The following is a 13519-nucleotide window of genomic DNA, read 5'->3' as shown; positions in this document are numbered from 1 at the left end:
CCAGAAGGCGAGCGATGCGGGCGTGGATGAGCACTCGGCATGGCAGCGGGCGCAGGCAGCCCAGGAACGCCCATCGGCCCCCTTCGCGAAAACGCTGGTACCAGCAGCCGTTCGCCTGGTTATCGCTCATCGTCATGGCCGTGACCGCCGCCTATTTCCAGGACACGCTCCGAGCGGTGGGCGAAGGCTGGCTGACGCCCGGGGAGGTGGCCGACTCGGTCTCGGCGGGCGAGGCGATCCGGGTCGTCGACGTCTACCATGACCTCGACGCCGGCAACGACGTTCTCGTGCCGGCGCGAAAGGGCGGCGGAGACGCGCTCCCCGGCGGTGCGGCGCCGCCGGACTCGCTGACCGACGAGTGGCTGGCCGCGCACGGCGCGATCGACGTCGGCACCTCCCGCTGGGAGATCACCGTCGAGACCCGCCGGAACGAGGACGTGGAGATCGTGGACGTCCGCCCGGTCATGGCCGGCGGGCGGTGCGGCCCGGCGCCGTCGGGCGCGCTCATCGAGAACCCGAGCGCGGGGGCGGGCGACAAGATCGCGCTCTTCCTCGTGGTCGACGGCCCGCGCCCGCGCCCGGTCTTCCAGCGGAACGAGGACGGAAGGCTCTCCCCGTTCTTCGTCGGCCCCAAGGCGCAGCGGCTGACCCTGGAGAAGGGCAAGAAGGAGACGCTCGCGATCGTGGCGACCATCGGGCGTCCAGGTAGGCCCGCGTCCAAGGAGGGGCCGTACTGCCAGTGGAGCGTGCAGGTCGACTACATCGCGGGCGGCGGGCGCCACCAGATGTCGATCAGGGCTCCGGGGAACCGGCTGTTCGCGCTGACCGGCAGGCTCGCCGACGTCGCGCGGTACCAGGCGGTGTTCATGGACGGGCTGAACTGCCAGAGGCAGCACTACACGAAGGTGCCGGCGGCCAAGTACGCGAAGCTGCTCAAGGAGTCGTCTCCGGCTCCGCCGAAGTGTCCGTAGCTCCGGCCGCGCCGAGGAATCGGCTTCTCCGGTAGGAGAACGCGACGGCCAGGCCGACGAGCCACCCCCAGACGGCGCCGAACCGCATCGCGAACGGCAGGATGAGCGTCACCTGCGTCCCGAAACCGATGCTGCTCCCGTAGGTCACGCGGGACAGCGCGGCATGGAAGAGCCCGGTCAGGGCACCGGTGAGAACGGTGAGCGACCATCCGAAGAGGAACGCCTGCAGGGTGCCGTGTCGAGCCCCTGGCTCCATCCGGGAGACGACCCACCACAGCAGCAGCCACAACAGCGCGATGAAGACGAGCGCCACGGCGGTCGACACCGGCCAACTCTCCTTGAGGCCGGAGTAGAACATGAACCTCTCGCCGTCCTTTGGGGCGAGCCAGTCGTCGACCGCGTTCGGCGGCGGTTTCGGTCGCAGCCTCGGATAGAGCGAGATGTTCGACAGCGCTTCCGGCAGCGAGACCCGGCCGTCGTCCGAGGAGATGAATGTGGTGGCGCCGCCGAGGAAGGCCAGGCACACCGCGGGAATGATGCCGACCGTGGCGATGTGGCGCGCCCGCCCCGGCAGGTCGCTGACAGCCCCCGCGAGCACGTCGGGGACGTGGTCGGGCCGTCTCGCCCGCCAGACGCGGTGCGCCAGGTAAAGTCCTGCCAGCGGGACCCCGGTCCACAGGGCCATGCCGACACCGGCGAACAGCGCGTCGGAGGGCCAGAAGTGGCGGTCCCATCGCGTGTCGATCACGATCGCCAGGGAGACGCCCGGCGGGTCGCCGAGCCCGTCGAGGATCACGATCGTCAGCGCCGCCACCTCGCCGGCTCCGAAGGCCAGCATCACCGCGCTCGTCCAGCGGAGGACGGCCCCGGCGATACCCGTCCTCGCCGTGAGGGAGCGTGCGACGAGATAGACGAGCGCGGTGGTCAGCAGGTAGACGCCGAACCGCAGCGGCCAGATCCACGGCCGCAGATGGGGGCCGACGGAGTCGTGCGGCGTCAGCGGAGCGAAGAAGGAGAAGACCCTGGCGATGGGGTCGTCGCCGTAGCGGAAGGCGGTCAGGTACGGCGGGATGTGGGCGGCCGTGTCCCACTGGGTGATCGATAAGAACACTGCGGCGATGACCGCCGCCGCGATGCTCCAGGCCCGTCCCATGCCCGGGCTTCAGGCGAGGACGTGGGTGGTGAGGAGCTGCTCGAAGTCCGCTTCGAAGGCCTCGTAGTGGGCGCGCAGGTCGGGCCCGGGCCAGTCGGGAGGCAGCAGTTCCGGGGGGAGGAGCGGGTCGTTCAGCAGGTGGCGCAGGATGGCCGCCGCGTAGGTGAAGCGCTCGGCGATCGAGGCGGCCTCGGCCAGGGCGGTGCGCAGGGCGTGGGCCTTGGCCGTCCAGGCGTCGAGGTCCCACAGGGACGCGGCCAGGGCGGCGGGGTCGCCCTCGGGACGGCCGGTGAGGAAGGTGCACTGGCGCAGGACGGGCTCGGGCCGCGGGCGGGTCACGTTCGCCGGGCGCAGCCAGGTGCCCTCCCGCAGTTCGGCCAGCCGCATGGTCGACATCGCCTGCCGCAGCGCCGCGCGGTCGGCGGCGGGACGGCGCTCGGCGGTGATGACGGCGATCTCCCAGCCGCCGTCCCAGGGGCGGGTCGGGGGGAGGCGGGCCTCGTCCTGGCGGGCCTGGCGGGCGAGGAGGCGCTCGGTGAGGGCGTACATGCCGCCGGACTGGACGAGGTCGCCGGCGGCGACCATGCGCGAGAGCGCCACCCGGATCGTCCCCTCCGCGATGCCGAACAGCTCGCCGACGCGGACGAGGTACCGGGCCGGGAGCCGGGGCGGGTGGACGCCCAGCAGGGTGCTCAGGACGACGGACCGAGCGGTGAGCGGGCGAATCTCCAGGCTGTCCATGGCTGGTCGTGACCCTACCGGGGACCCGGGGTGGCCCCGTCCTCAGATTACAGTCTTTCCGTCGCGTGAGAGCTAAGTGTAATGTCGAGCCATGGCGTCCTACCTCATCGAGTCGTTCGACCGGCTGCCGTTCGGGGGCGCGGAGAAGGCGCGCCGGTACGCGACCGAGCGCTACCGAGGCGCGGTCGGCCGCAACTGGTACGACTGCGACCCCACGCTTCGGTTCCTCATGCGGCGGCACCTGGGAGAGGGTTTCGGCTGGGCCGAGCCCCGGCTCAGGGACATGGGCGCGCTGATGGGCGGGCCGATCGCCGGGCGGGCCGAGGAGACCGACCGCAACCCGCCCCGCCTGGAGAAGTACGACCGGTGGGGACGCGACATCAGCGAGGTCGTGATGCCGCCCTCGTTCGAGGCGGCGCGCCGGGACATCGTGGCGACGTCGTTCACCCGGCCCGGTTTCGTCGCCGAGGCGAAGCGCGCCGGCGTCGACCCCGCGCCGATGGGCGTGGCGTGGAGCTACCTGCTCGACCAGGCCGACATCGGCATGGCGTGCGCGCTCGGCACCGGCGGCGACATGGTCGTGGGGCTGACGGAGATGTTCGCACCGGACGACGTCAAGGCGCGGGTGCGGGAGCTGTTCGCGGCCGGGGAGATGTCCGGCGAGGCCGCACAGATGCTCACCGAGCGGTCGGGCGGCTCGGACCTCGGCGCGCTGGAGTCGACCGCGTCGCGGGAGGGTGACGCCTGGCGCCTCAACGGGTTCAAGTGGTTCGCGTCCAACGCCAACGGCTCGGCGTTCGTGGTGCTGGCCAAGCCGGAAGGCGCCGTGGACGGCGTCCGGGGCATCGCGCCGTTCCTCGTCCTGCGGGAGCGGCGGGACGGCTCGCGCAACGGCGTCCGGATCCGGCGGCTCAAGGACAAGCTCGGCACGCGCTCGGTGGCGTCGGCCGAGATCGAGTTCACCGACGCGGAGGCGTTCCTGCTGGCCCCGGCGTCGAGCGCGGGCGAGGGCGGGGACGGCAAGGGCCTCGCCCGCATGATGGAGCTGACGAACGGCGCCCGGCTCGGCATCTCCATGATGGGCCTCGGCTGTGCGCGGCGGGCCCTCGTCGAGTCGCTCTGCTACGCGCGGGCCCGCGAGGCGTTCGGCGCGCCGCTGGGGGCGCAGCCGCTCATGCGCCGCAAGCTCGCCGAGCTGATCGTGGAGACCGAGGCCGTGCAGGCGCTCGTCTTCGACGGGTACCTGGGACGCCCCCGGCTGCGCCTGGGGGCCGCGCTCATCAAGCTGCGGGCCGCCCGGCTGGGCGTGACGGCCGCGAGCGACGCCATCGAGATCCACGGCGGGAACGGCTACATCGAGCAGTGGCCGGTCGCGCGGATCCTCCGGGACGCGCAGGTCAACCCCATCTGGGAGGGCGGCGACAACATCCTGTGCCTGGACGTCCGCCGCGCGATCGAGCGGCAGAACGCCCATGAGCCGTTCCTCGAACGGCTCGCCCAGGCCGTCGAGCAGGCGCCTGGCGGGGACGACGAGACGGCCGCGCTGGTCGGGCAGAGCATCGGGCATCTCCGCGAGGCCATAGAGAAGTGGCGCGGGCTCGACAGGACCGTGGCCGAAGCCCGCCTCTACCCGCTCGCCCAGTACATGGCCGACGTGTACGCGGCGGCGCTGCTGCTGGAGCAGGCCGGGTGGGAGCGCGCCGATTCCGGCACGGACCGCAAGGCGCTGGTCGCGCGCCTCTACGCTCGGAGCCACCTCGCCGACCCCGGCCCGCTGCGGGGCATCGACGCCCCGGCGGACGATCTCGAGCGCTTCGAGGACCTGGCGGACGGCGCGTTCACCGGCGACTAGGAGGCTGCGCGTGGCGGTACGGATCGAGCGGGACGGCCCGGTGACCACGGTGGTGATGTCGCGCCCCGCGACGCGCAACGCGGTGGACGGCGCGACGGCGCGCGAGCTGGCAGCGGCGTTCCGCGAGTTCGACGCGGACGACGGCGCGAGCGTCGCCGTCCTGTGGGGCGAGGGCGGGACGTTCTGCTCCGGCGCCGACCTCACGTCGGTCGGCACCGACCGCGGCCCGCGCCTCGACCCGCCCCCGGCCGACGCGCCGCTCGGCTGCACGCGGATGCGCCTGTCGAAGCCGGTCATCGCGGCGGTCGCGGGCCATGCCGTCGCCGGCGGCCTGGAGCTGGCGCTGTGGTGCGATCTGCGCGTCGTGGAGGAGACGGCCACGTTCGGGGTCTACTGCCGGCGCTGGGGCGTCCCGCTCGTCGACGGCGGGACGGTCCGGCTCCCGCGGCTGATCGGCGCGAGCCGCGCCATGGACCTGATCCTCACCGGACGGCCCGTGGACGGGCGGGAGGCGTTCGAGATCGGCCTCGCCAACCGGCTCGTCCCGCTGGGGAAGGCGCGGGAGGCGGCCGAGGAGCTGGCGGCCGAGCTGGCCCGGTTCCCGCAGGCCTGCCTCCGGGGCGACCGGCTGTCGGCGCTGGAGGCGGAGGGCCTGTCCGAGGACGAGGCGATCGCCGCCGAGTACCGGCACGGCCTCGGCTCCATGGAGGACGCGGTCAAGGGCGCCGGGAGGTTCGCGAGCGGCCGCGGCCGCCACGGAGACTTCACCGACATCTGAGCCGCGTGCCCGTTCTGTGGCCCCGCGCCCGTTTGGACCCCGTGTTCGCCCCGCGGGCCCGTGCGCCATCGGCCCGTAGGTCGTTGACCGAATGCGATTCGGGCCCGTAGGTTCCTGGTGGGCGGCCGCCGTGACCGAGGAGTGAAGCGCTGATGCTGACCCTGGACGAGGCGGGCCTGGCGCTCGCCGACCCGAAGGCCTACGCCGATGACCGGCGGTTCCACGACTCCCTCGCGCTGCTGCGCCGCGAGTCCCCGGTGCACTGGGTGGAGGCCCCCGACTACACCCCGTTCTGGGGGATCACCAGGCACGAGGACGTCCTGGAGATCGAGCGCAACCACGAGATCTTCCTGAACGCGCCGCGCCCGCTGCTCGGCACCGCCGAGTTCGACGAGCTGAACCGGCAGCGCGCCGAGCAGGGCATCGCGCTGCGCACGCTCATCCACATGGACGACCCCGACCACCGGGTCGTCCGGGCGATCGGCGCCGACTGGTTCCGGCCCCGCGCGATGCGGGCCCTGGAGCCGCGCGTCCGCGAGCTGGCGAAGCGGTACGTCGACCGGATGGTGGACCTCGGCGGCGAGTGCGACTTCGCGCGCGAGGTCGCCGTCCACTTCCCGCTCTACGTGATCCTGTCGCTGCTCGGCCTGCCGGAGAGCGACTTCGACCGCATGCTGAAGCTGACGCAGGAGCTGTTCGGAGGCGACGACGACGAGCTCCAGCGGGGCACGACCAACGAGGAGAAGCTCCAGGTCCTGCTCGACTTCTTCGCCTACTTCCAGGGCCTGACGGAGGAGCGCCGCAAGCACCCGACCGACGACCTCGCCTCCGCCATCGCGAACGCGCGCATCGACGGCGAGCCGCTGAACGACTTCGACACCGCGTCCTACTACGTCATCATCGCGACGGCCGGGCACGACACGACCAGCGCGACGATCTCCGGCGGCCTGCACGCCCTCGTCGAGCACCCCGACCAGCTCAAGCGGCTCCAGGACGAGCCGGAGCTGATGCCGCTCGCCGTGGACGAGATGATCCGCTGGGTCACCCCGGTCAAGGAGTTCATGCGCACCGCCGCGCGGGACTACGAGCTGCGCGGCACCACCATCCGCGAGGGCCAGGCGGTGCTGCTGTCCTACCCGTCCGCGAACCGGGACGAGGACGCCTTCGACGACCCGTTCCGCTTCGATGTCGGGCGCGACCCGAACAAGCACCTGGCGTTCGGCTTCGGCGTCCACTACTGCCTGGGCGCGGCGCTGGCCCGCATCGAGGTCCGCGCCTTCTTCGAGGAACTGCTGCCCCGCCTCGGCTCCATCGAGCTCGCCGGAGCGCCCGAGAGCATCGCCACCACCTTCGTCGGCGGCCTCAAGCGCCTCCCCATCCGCTACTCCCTCGCCTAAGGAACCCCTGGTGCAGATCGAAGCCGCGGTGCTGCGCGCCGCAGACGCCCCCTACACGATCGAGTCGCTCGACCTCGCCGACCCGGGCCCCGGCGAGGTCCTCGTCAAGGTCGCGGGCGCGGGGATGTGCCACACCGACATGCTCGGACGCATCCCCGGTGACCTGATCACCAAGCCGGTCGTCCTCGGGCACGAGGGCTCCGGCGTGGTCGAGGCGGTCGGCCCCGGCGTCACCGGCCTCGCCGTTGGCGACCACGTGGTCATGTCGTTCGACTCGTGCGGGACGTGCGAGAACTGCCGCGCGGCCAAGCCCGGCGCCTGCCCCCAGATGACCGCGCTCAACATGCTCGCGATGCCGCTGGACGGCACGCCCCGCGCCACCGGCCCGGGCGGCGAGCCCGTCCACACGCGCTGGTTCGGGCAGTCGTCGTTCGCGAGCCACGCCCTCGGAACCGCGCGCAACGTCGTCCCGGTGACCAAGGACGTCCCCCTGGACGTGCTCGGGCCGCTCGGCTGCGGCGTGCAGACCGGGGCCGCCTCCATGCTGGTCTCGCTCGGCGTCCGCGCCGGCGACAGCGTCGCGGTCTTCGGCGCGGGCGCGGTGGGGCTGTCCGCGGTGATGGCCGCGCGGGTCGCGGGCGCCTCCGTGATCGTCGCGGTCGACCTGCACGAGTCCCGGCTCGACCTGGCCCGCGAACTCGGCGCCACGCACGCCCTGAACGGGGCGGACGACGACATCGCCGGACAGATCCGGGCGATCTCCGGCGGCGAGGGCGTGCAGTACGCGCTCGACTCGACGGCCGTCCCGGAGGTCGTCTCGACGGCGGTCGCGTCGCTGCGCACCACAGGCGTCTGCGGCCTGGTCGGCGTCGGCGCCGCCGAGTACCGGCTGGACGCCAACCTCCTGCTCATGGGGCGGACGGTCAAGGGCATCATCGAGGGCGACGCCGTCCCGCACACGTTCATCCCGCGGATGATCGAGCTGTGGCGGCAGGGCCGGTTCCCGTTCGACCGGCTCGTCGCCGCCTACCCGCTCGCCCAGATCAACGAGGCGGAGGCGGACACGACGTCCGGCAAGGTCGTCAAGCCCGTCCTGATCCCGTGAGCCCCTTCCCGGGGCCCTCGAAGTAGGCGGCGGTCTCGGCGTCCGCCGGGTAGTACGACTCGACGGCGACCTCGTCCAGCGTGATGTCCAGGGGGGTGCCGAACGTGGTGATGGTGGAGAACATCCGCAGTTCCCGCCCCCTGAAGCGGACGACCATCTGGATCGTGACATCGGCGCCGGCCGGCGCTTCCTCGGCTCCGGGCTCCAGCAGTTCCTCGTAGAGGGCGGCGAGCCCGGGGTCGGGGGCGGCGGCGAGCTGGCGCCTGACCCGGGAGCGGAACACCGCGCGCACGTCGGACAGGTTGACGACCAGGCGGGCGAGCCCGCGCGGGTCCAGGCCGAGCCGCAGCAGGTTGACCGGCGGCCGGAGCAGCTCGGGGTCGACCTCGGCGAGGAACGGCTCGATGGCGCGGTTGGTCATGACGATGTCCCACCGGCGGTCGAAGGCCAGCGCCGGGTACGGCTCGTGCGCGCGGAGCACGCGTTCGACCGCGTTCCGGGCGGCGGACAGCGCGTCGTCGTCGAGCGGCCGTTCGGAGTACCGGGGCGCGAATCCGGCCGCGAGCAGCAGCCGGTTGCGGTCGCGCAGCGGCACGTCGAGATGCTCCGCAAGCCGCAGGATCATGGCGGCGCTCGGGTTGGACCTGCCCGTCTCGACGAGGCTGACGTGCCGGGCGGAGACGTCGGCGGCGATCGCGAGGTCGAGCTGGCTGAGCCGCCGGCGATGCCGCCACTGCCGCAGGAGCTCCCCGACCGTGTGCACGGTCATCGAGCGTACTCATCGTGCGGCGGGACGCCATGAAATGGGACTTCATCGACAATCCGCCACGGTCGCGGAAACACTGCGCCCATGACCAACACCGCATTCCCGAACGACGCAGCGTCCCTGGCCAACAAGGAGATCGTCCAGCGGGCACTGTCGGAACTGATCACGACGGGCAGCACCGACGGGCTCCGGCCGCTGCTCAGCGACGGCTTCGTGCACCACCGGCCGGACGCGACCTCCTCGACCAAGACGGAATGGCTCGCCGCCGTGCAGGCGGCGCTCACCCCGCTCGCCGCCATGCAGGTCGAGATCCGCCACCTGCTGGCCGACGGCGACCACGTGGTCCTGCACACGCGGCGGCGGCTCCCGGACGGGCCGGAGATCGCGGTCGTCGACGTCTGGCGGGTCGAGGACGGGCTGATCGCCGAGGCCTGGGAGATCATCGAGCCGGTGGCCCGGGCGGCCGCCAACCTCACCTGGTGGGAGACCGCCGAAGCCTGACCGCACGCGTCCGACCGGGTCTCAGACGACGCGGTGGAGGAGGCCGTCGCCGCGCGCGAGGCGGCGGCAGTTCTCCGCGGCGACCGCGAAGTACCGGTCCCACGTCTCGCGGGTCAGCCACGCGACGTGCGGCATGACCGCGACAGTGTCGAGGGACAGCAGCGGGTTGCCGGCGTCGACGGGCTCCTTCTCGAAGACGTCCAGCCCGGCGCCGCCCAGGCGCCCCGATCTGAGCGCCGCCACCAGCGCCTGCTCGTCGATCACCGCGCCGCGCGCCGTGTTCACCACGATCGCACCCTCTGGCAGGAGCGCGAGCCTCTCGGCGTCGAGAAGATGACGGGTCTCGTCGGTCAACGGGATGTGCACGGACACGATGTCGCTGGCGCGCAGCAGGTCGTCCAGCTCCCGCCAGGCCGGGTCCTCGCGCCTGGGCCGCCGGGTCGTGTAGAGCACGGTCGCCCCGATCGCCTCCAGCATCCCGCGCAGCAGCGTCGCGATCTCGCCGCCGCCGAGGAGCCCGACCGTCCGTCCGGCCAGCTCGCCGCCCACCAGGGCCCGGTCGGCGGGCCAGCCCTCGCCGCGCCGCGTCCGGGCGTCGAACGGGACGACCCGCCGCAGCACCGCCAGCATCAGCAGCAGCGACGTCTCCGCCACCGCCTGCGCGTTGCGGCCCGGCATGTTCGCGACCGCGATCCCGCGCTCGGCCGCCGCGTCCAGGTCGATGGTGTTCACGCCGGTGCCGAGCTTCTGGATCAGCCGCAGCTTCGGCGCCCGGTCCATGTCGGCGGCCGTCACCGGGCGCAGCACGTGCCAGAGCACCTCGGTCCCGGGCAGCAGCTCGGCGAACCGGGCGTCGTCCTGCTCCGAACAGCTCACGATGTCGAGGCCGGGCTCCTCGTGATCCATGTCGTAGTGCAGCAGCACCCGCATGCCGATCCCCTTTCCCTCCCGCGACCCCGGCCTCACCGCCCGGCGTCCCCCGCGATTATCGTGCGGATAATGAGCCGGAGTCGGACGAGGTGAGCGCCATGTGGCCGGAGAAGCCGATCGTGCAGGCCCCGATGGCGGGCGGGCCGTCGACGCCGGAGCTGGCCGCCGCCGTCTCGGAGGCGGGCGGCCTCGGCTTCCTCGCCGCCGGGTACAAGACGCCCGAGGCGATGCGCGCCGACATCGCCGCGACGCGGAAGCTGACGTCCCGCCCCTTCGGGATGAACGTCTTCATGCCGTCCCTGGACCAGGTCGACCCGGCGGCCGTGGCCCGCTACCGCGCCCGCCTCGCCCCCGAGGCCGCCCGCCTCGGCGTCGAGCCGGGCGTCCCGGGCGCCCGCGACGACGCCTACGACGGGAAGATCGCCGACCTGGTGTCCGACCCGCCCGCGTTCGTCAGCTTCACGTTCGGCTGCCCCACTCCGGACGTGATCCGCGCGCTCAAGGACCGCGGCGCCACCGTCATCGTCACCGTGACCTCCGTGGACGAGGCCCTCCGGGCGTCCGAGGCCGACGTGCTCTGCCTCCAGGGCCCCGAGGCCGGAGGCCACCGGGCCTCGTTCGCCAACACCCTCGACGACGCGCAGCCCCTGCGCGCGCTGCTTCCGGCCGTCCGCGAGGCCACCCGGCAGCCCCTCATCGCCGCCGGCGGCCTCGCCACCGCCTCCGACGTCGCCGAGGTCCTGTCCCTCGGCGCCGACGCCGCCCAGCTCGGGACGGCGTTCCTGCGCTGCGCGGAGAGCGGCGCCAGCGACGTCCACAAGGCCGCCCTGACCGACCCCCGCTTCACCTCCACCGCGATGACCAGGGCGTTCAGCGGGCGTCCCGCGCGGGGGCTCGTCAACCGCTTCCTCGCCGAGCACTCGGGGGAAGCGCCCGCCGCCTACCCGGACGTCCACTACGTGACGGCGCCGCTGCGCCGGGCGTCCGCGGCCCAAGGCGACCCGGACGGCGTCAACCTCTGGGCGGGCGAGTCCTTCCGCGAGACGACCGAAACCGACGCCGGCGCCCTGGTAGCCGAGCTCACCCCCGCCTGATGCCCGAACTCGTGATCCTCGTCGGCCTGCAAGCGTCCGGCAAGACGACGTTCTACCGGCAGAGGCTCGCCGCCACACACGTCCATGTGAGCAAGGACCTGTTCCCGAAGTCCGCCCGCCGGAAGCAGGCCCGCCAGGTCAGGCTCATCGCCGAGGCCCTCGAATCGGGCCGGTGCGTCGCCGTCGACAACACGAACCCGTCCCCAGAGGAGTGGGAGCCGCTCATCGCCTTGGGCCGTCGCCACGGCGCCCGCGTTACCGCCTACTGGTTCCCGCCCGACTTCGCCGCGTCGAGGGACCGCAACGCGGCGCGCCCGCCGGTAATCCGGGTGCCGGACGTCGGGATCCATGCCACGCTCAAGCGACTCCGCCGCCCGCGCCCGTCCGACGGCTTCGACGAGGTCTGCTCCGTCGGCCACGACGGCGCCGGAGGCTTCGTCGTGACCCGGCCCGAGGAGCCCCTGGATGAAGGACCTTGAAGCGCGAATGCGCGCCCGCGAGTGGTTCCACTCCCTGACGCTGCTCCCCGGCGCCTGGGCCGTCGTGCGCGTGGACGGCCGCTCCTTCTCCCGTTACACCGAGAGCCGCTTCGACAAGCCCTTCGACCCGCGCTTCTCCGCCCTCATGGCGGACACCGCGACCACCCTGCTCACCGAGCTCGGCGGGCGGTACGCCTACACCGAGAGCGACGAGATCTCCGTCGTCCTGGACCCCGCCTTCGACCTGTTCGGCCGCGAGGTGGAGAAGCTCGTCTCGCTGTCCGCGGGCATCGCCACCGCCGCCTTCACCCACGCCGCCGGAGAGCCCGCCGTCTTCGACGGCCGCGTCTGGATGGGCGCCTGCCCCGAGGACGTGGTCGACTACCTGTCCTGGCGCCAGGCCGACGCGGCGCGGTGCGCCCTGAACGGCTGGTGCTACTGGACGCTGCGCAACGAGGGCATGTCCGCGCGGCAGGCGACCCGCAGGCTGGAACGGACGTCCATCGCCGACAAGAACGAACTGCTCTTCTCGCGCGGCGTCAACTTCAACGAGGTCCCGTCCTGGCAGCGGCGCGGCGTCGGACTGTGGTGGGAGGCCTACGAGAAGGCGGGTCACGACCCGATCCGCGGCACGGACGTGATCGCCACTCGCCGCCGGATCCGCACCGAGCGCGATCTCCCCATGAAGGACGCCTACCGCGACATGATCCGGGGCCTCCTGGGCTGACTAACGCTCGGCGCCCCAGTCCCAGAGCGCCTGGAGAACCGGCCCCAACCGGCGACCCTGCGGAGTCAGCGCGTACCGCGTGCGCGGCGGCCGGCCCGCCCGTCTCTCCCTTTCGATCACGCCCGTCTCGACGAGATGCGCCAGCCGGTCGGTGAGCACCTTGTCGGACAAGGCGGGGAGCGCCTGCCGCAGCTCGCTGTACGAGCGGTCGCCCCGCAGGAGCTCGCGGACCACCAGGGTCGTCCAGCGGCCGCGCAGCGCGGTCAGGGTGATCTCCACCGGACAGGTGGGCGTGGGCTCCGCCACGCGGGCGTGCGGATCGTCGGGCAGCCCTGGGCGGCTGACCGTTTGGTGAGTCACGAGAGCGCCTCCTAGCGTTTCGCGTCCCGACCCTGTCTACCCCGAAGGAGGACGATGCGCCCACTGGCCGAACGCCCCGAGGACGTCATGCTCGTGTTCGCCGACCGCTTCAACAGCGGCGACCCGGCGGCGGTGGCGGAGCTGTACGAGGAGGGGGCGGTGTTCGTCCCCGAGCCGGGCACCCCGCTGACCGGCTCCGACGCCCATGCCGCCAACGCCCGCTTCATGGCCCTCGGCCTGCCGATCAAGGTCAGCCCCCGCCACGCCTACGCCTCCGGCGACCTCGCCCTGCTGATCGTGGACTGGGTGATCGAGGGCGAGGGGGACGAGGGCCCGGTCCGCCTCGAAGGCACCGCCACCGACGTCGCCCGCCGGGGCCCGGACGGCCGCTGGCGCTACGTCCTCGACAACCCCTTCGGCACCGCCGCCTCCAGCGCGTAGGGCGGAGTCCCTTCCGCGAGGGCGCCCCCCTCTACCGCGAGCTCGGCTTCGTCGAGCACCCGGACCCGGCGCTGTACTGGCGCCCGTGAAACGTCCCCGGCTTGACCGGGGGAAACGTTCGCCCAGAATGTCTCCGGGAAAAAATTCGCGGGCGTGTTGATTCCGGCCGCCCCCCGTTCGACCTAGGGGTGCAGGGGCCCCGCGGGGGGCCCGGACGAACAGGG

The 13519-nt window shown here is 72.8% G+C and carries 15 protein-coding genes; 10 read left to right on the top strand and 5 right to left on the bottom strand.

Annotated features, from left to right (window positions below):
• The first annotated feature begins 140 nt into the window (after positions 1-140).
• Complete coding sequence (locus K4S16_RS17675) at positions 141-971, top strand: hypothetical protein (RefSeq protein WP_149260024.1); 831 nt, start codon at positions 141-143, stop codon at positions 969-971.
• On the opposite strand, the gene K4S16_RS17670 is transcribed toward K4S16_RS17675, so the two are convergent.
• Positions 934-2124: a hypothetical protein gene (locus K4S16_RS17670; RefSeq protein WP_149260023.1), complete on the bottom strand. Its 1191-nt coding sequence runs from the start codon at positions 2122-2124 to the stop codon at positions 934-936. The genes K4S16_RS17675 and K4S16_RS17670 overlap by 38 nt on opposite strands.
• Before the next feature lie 9 nt (positions 2125-2133).
• The gene (locus K4S16_RS17665; RefSeq protein ID WP_149260022.1) at positions 2134-2865 is read right to left on the bottom strand and encodes a PaaX family transcriptional regulator C-terminal domain-containing protein; all 732 of its coding nucleotides are present in this window, start codon (positions 2863-2865) and stop codon (positions 2134-2136) included.
• Positions 2866-2956: 91 nt separating this feature from the next.
• Here K4S16_RS17665 and K4S16_RS17660 point away from each other — a divergent pair, with 91 nt between their 5' ends.
• The 4 genes from K4S16_RS17660 (at position 2957) to K4S16_RS17645 (ending at position 7997) form a co-directional block, all read left to right on the top strand.
• Positions 2957-4717, top strand: coding sequence for an acyl-CoA dehydrogenase family protein (locus tag K4S16_RS17660; RefSeq protein WP_149260021.1), 1761 nt, complete (start codon positions 2957-2959; stop codon positions 4715-4717).
• 10 nt (positions 4718-4727) lie between these two features.
• Positions 4728-5495, top strand: a complete 768-nt coding sequence (locus K4S16_RS17655) for a crotonase/enoyl-CoA hydratase family protein (protein ID WP_200841933.1) — start codon at positions 4728-4730, stop codon at positions 5493-5495.
• Between the two features lie 152 nt (positions 5496-5647).
• Positions 5648-6892, top strand: coding sequence for a cytochrome P450 (locus K4S16_RS17650; RefSeq protein WP_149260019.1), 1245 nt, complete (start codon positions 5648-5650; stop codon positions 6890-6892).
• Between the two features lie 10 nt (positions 6893-6902).
• Positions 6903-7997, top strand: coding sequence for an NAD(P)-dependent alcohol dehydrogenase (locus tag K4S16_RS17645; protein WP_149260018.1), 1095 nt, complete (start codon positions 6903-6905; stop codon positions 7995-7997).
• Here K4S16_RS17645 and K4S16_RS17640 read toward each other — a convergent pair.
• Positions 7975-8766, bottom strand: a complete 792-nt coding sequence (locus K4S16_RS17640) for a helix-turn-helix domain-containing protein (RefSeq protein WP_200841932.1) — start codon at positions 8764-8766, stop codon at positions 7975-7977. The two genes, K4S16_RS17645 and K4S16_RS17640, sit on opposite strands and share 23 nt — an antisense overlap.
• Before the next feature lie 81 nt (positions 8767-8847).
• Here K4S16_RS17640 and K4S16_RS17635 point away from each other — a divergent pair, with 81 nt between their 5' ends.
• Positions 8848-9264: a nuclear transport factor 2 family protein gene (locus K4S16_RS17635; protein ID WP_149260017.1), complete on the top strand. Its 417-nt coding sequence runs from the start codon at positions 8848-8850 to the stop codon at positions 9262-9264.
• Between the two features lie 21 nt (positions 9265-9285).
• Here the strand turns inward: K4S16_RS17635 and K4S16_RS17630 are convergent, their stop codons facing one another.
• Positions 9286-10194, bottom strand: a complete 909-nt coding sequence (locus tag K4S16_RS17630) for a D-isomer specific 2-hydroxyacid dehydrogenase family protein (protein ID WP_149260016.1) — start codon at positions 10192-10194, stop codon at positions 9286-9288.
• Positions 10195-10292: 98 nt separating this feature from the next.
• Here K4S16_RS17630 and K4S16_RS17625 point away from each other — a divergent pair, with 98 nt between their 5' ends.
• From K4S16_RS17625 to K4S16_RS17615, 3 genes are read left to right on the top strand one after another with little or no spacing between them, the layout of a single operon-like run.
• Positions 10293-11288, top strand: a complete 996-nt coding sequence (locus K4S16_RS17625; protein ID WP_149260015.1) for a nitronate monooxygenase — start codon at positions 10293-10295, stop codon at positions 11286-11288.
• Positions 11288-11767 carry an ATP-binding protein gene (locus K4S16_RS17620; protein ID WP_149260014.1) on the top strand — a complete coding sequence of 160 codons (480 nt, stop codon included), beginning with the start codon at positions 11288-11290 and terminating at the stop codon, positions 11765-11767. Before K4S16_RS17625 ends, K4S16_RS17620 begins: the two co-directional genes overlap by 1 nt.
• Positions 11754-12494, top strand: a complete 741-nt coding sequence (locus tag K4S16_RS17615) for a tRNA(His) guanylyltransferase Thg1 family protein (RefSeq protein ID WP_149260013.1) — start codon at positions 11754-11756, stop codon at positions 12492-12494. The genes K4S16_RS17620 and K4S16_RS17615 overlap by 14 nt, the downstream gene beginning before the upstream one ends.
• Here K4S16_RS17615 and K4S16_RS17610 read toward each other — a convergent pair whose 3' ends face one another.
• Entirely contained in the window at positions 12495-12854 is a 360-nt protein-coding gene (locus K4S16_RS17610; RefSeq protein WP_149260012.1) for a helix-turn-helix domain-containing protein, read from the bottom strand.
• A 54-nt stretch (positions 12855-12908) separates the two neighbouring features.
• Here K4S16_RS17610 and K4S16_RS17605 point away from each other — a divergent pair, with 54 nt between their 5' ends.
• Entirely contained in the window at positions 12909-13295 is a 387-nt protein-coding gene (locus K4S16_RS17605; protein ID WP_149260011.1) for a DUF4440 domain-containing protein, read from the top strand.
• Positions 13296-13519 lie beyond the last annotated feature (224 nt).

The sequence above is a fragment of the Actinomadura sp. K4S16 genome, from assembly GCF_008327685.1.
Taxonomy (GTDB): Bacteria; Actinomycetota; Actinomycetes; order Streptosporangiales; family Streptosporangiaceae; genus Spirillospora.
Note: the sequence above shows the minus strand (reverse complement) of the source record. Positions and strands in the feature narration are given on the sequence as shown.

Bases quoted from the DNA above. Each gene is read 5' to 3' on its own strand.
- K4S16_RS17670 (WP_149260023.1), bottom strand. From the start codon at position 2,124: ATGGGACGGGCCTGGAGCATCGCGGCGGCGGTCATCGCCGCAGTGTTC.
- K4S16_RS17665 (WP_149260022.1), bottom strand. From the start codon at position 2,865: ATGGACAGCCTGGAGATTCGCCCGCTCACCGCTCGGTCCGTCGTCCTG.
- K4S16_RS17660 (WP_149260021.1), top strand. From the start codon at position 2,957: ATGGCGTCCTACCTCATCGAGTCGTTCGACCGGCTGCCGTTCGGGGGC.
- K4S16_RS17650 (WP_149260019.1), top strand. From the start codon at position 5,648: ATGCTGACCCTGGACGAGGCGGGCCTGGCGCTCGCCGACCCGAAGGCC.
- K4S16_RS17640 (WP_200841932.1), bottom strand. From the start codon at position 8,766: ATGACCGTGCACACGGTCGGGGAGCTCCTGCGGCAGTGGCGGCATCGC.
- K4S16_RS17635 (WP_149260017.1), top strand. From the start codon at position 8,848: ATGACCAACACCGCATTCCCGAACGACGCAGCGTCCCTGGCCAACAAG.
- K4S16_RS17630 (WP_149260016.1), bottom strand. From the start codon at position 10,194: ATGCGGGTGCTGCTGCACTACGACATGGATCACGAGGAGCCCGGCCTC.
- K4S16_RS17625 (WP_149260015.1), top strand. From the start codon at position 10,293: ATGTGGCCGGAGAAGCCGATCGTGCAGGCCCCGATGGCGGGCGGGCCG.
- K4S16_RS17620 (WP_149260014.1), top strand. From the start codon at position 11,288: ATGCCCGAACTCGTGATCCTCGTCGGCCTGCAAGCGTCCGGCAAGACG.
- K4S16_RS17615 (WP_149260013.1), top strand. From the start codon at position 11,754: ATGAAGGACCTTGAAGCGCGAATGCGCGCCCGCGAGTGGTTCCACTCC.
- K4S16_RS17605 (WP_149260011.1), top strand. From the start codon at position 12,909: ATGCGCCCACTGGCCGAACGCCCCGAGGACGTCATGCTCGTGTTCGCC.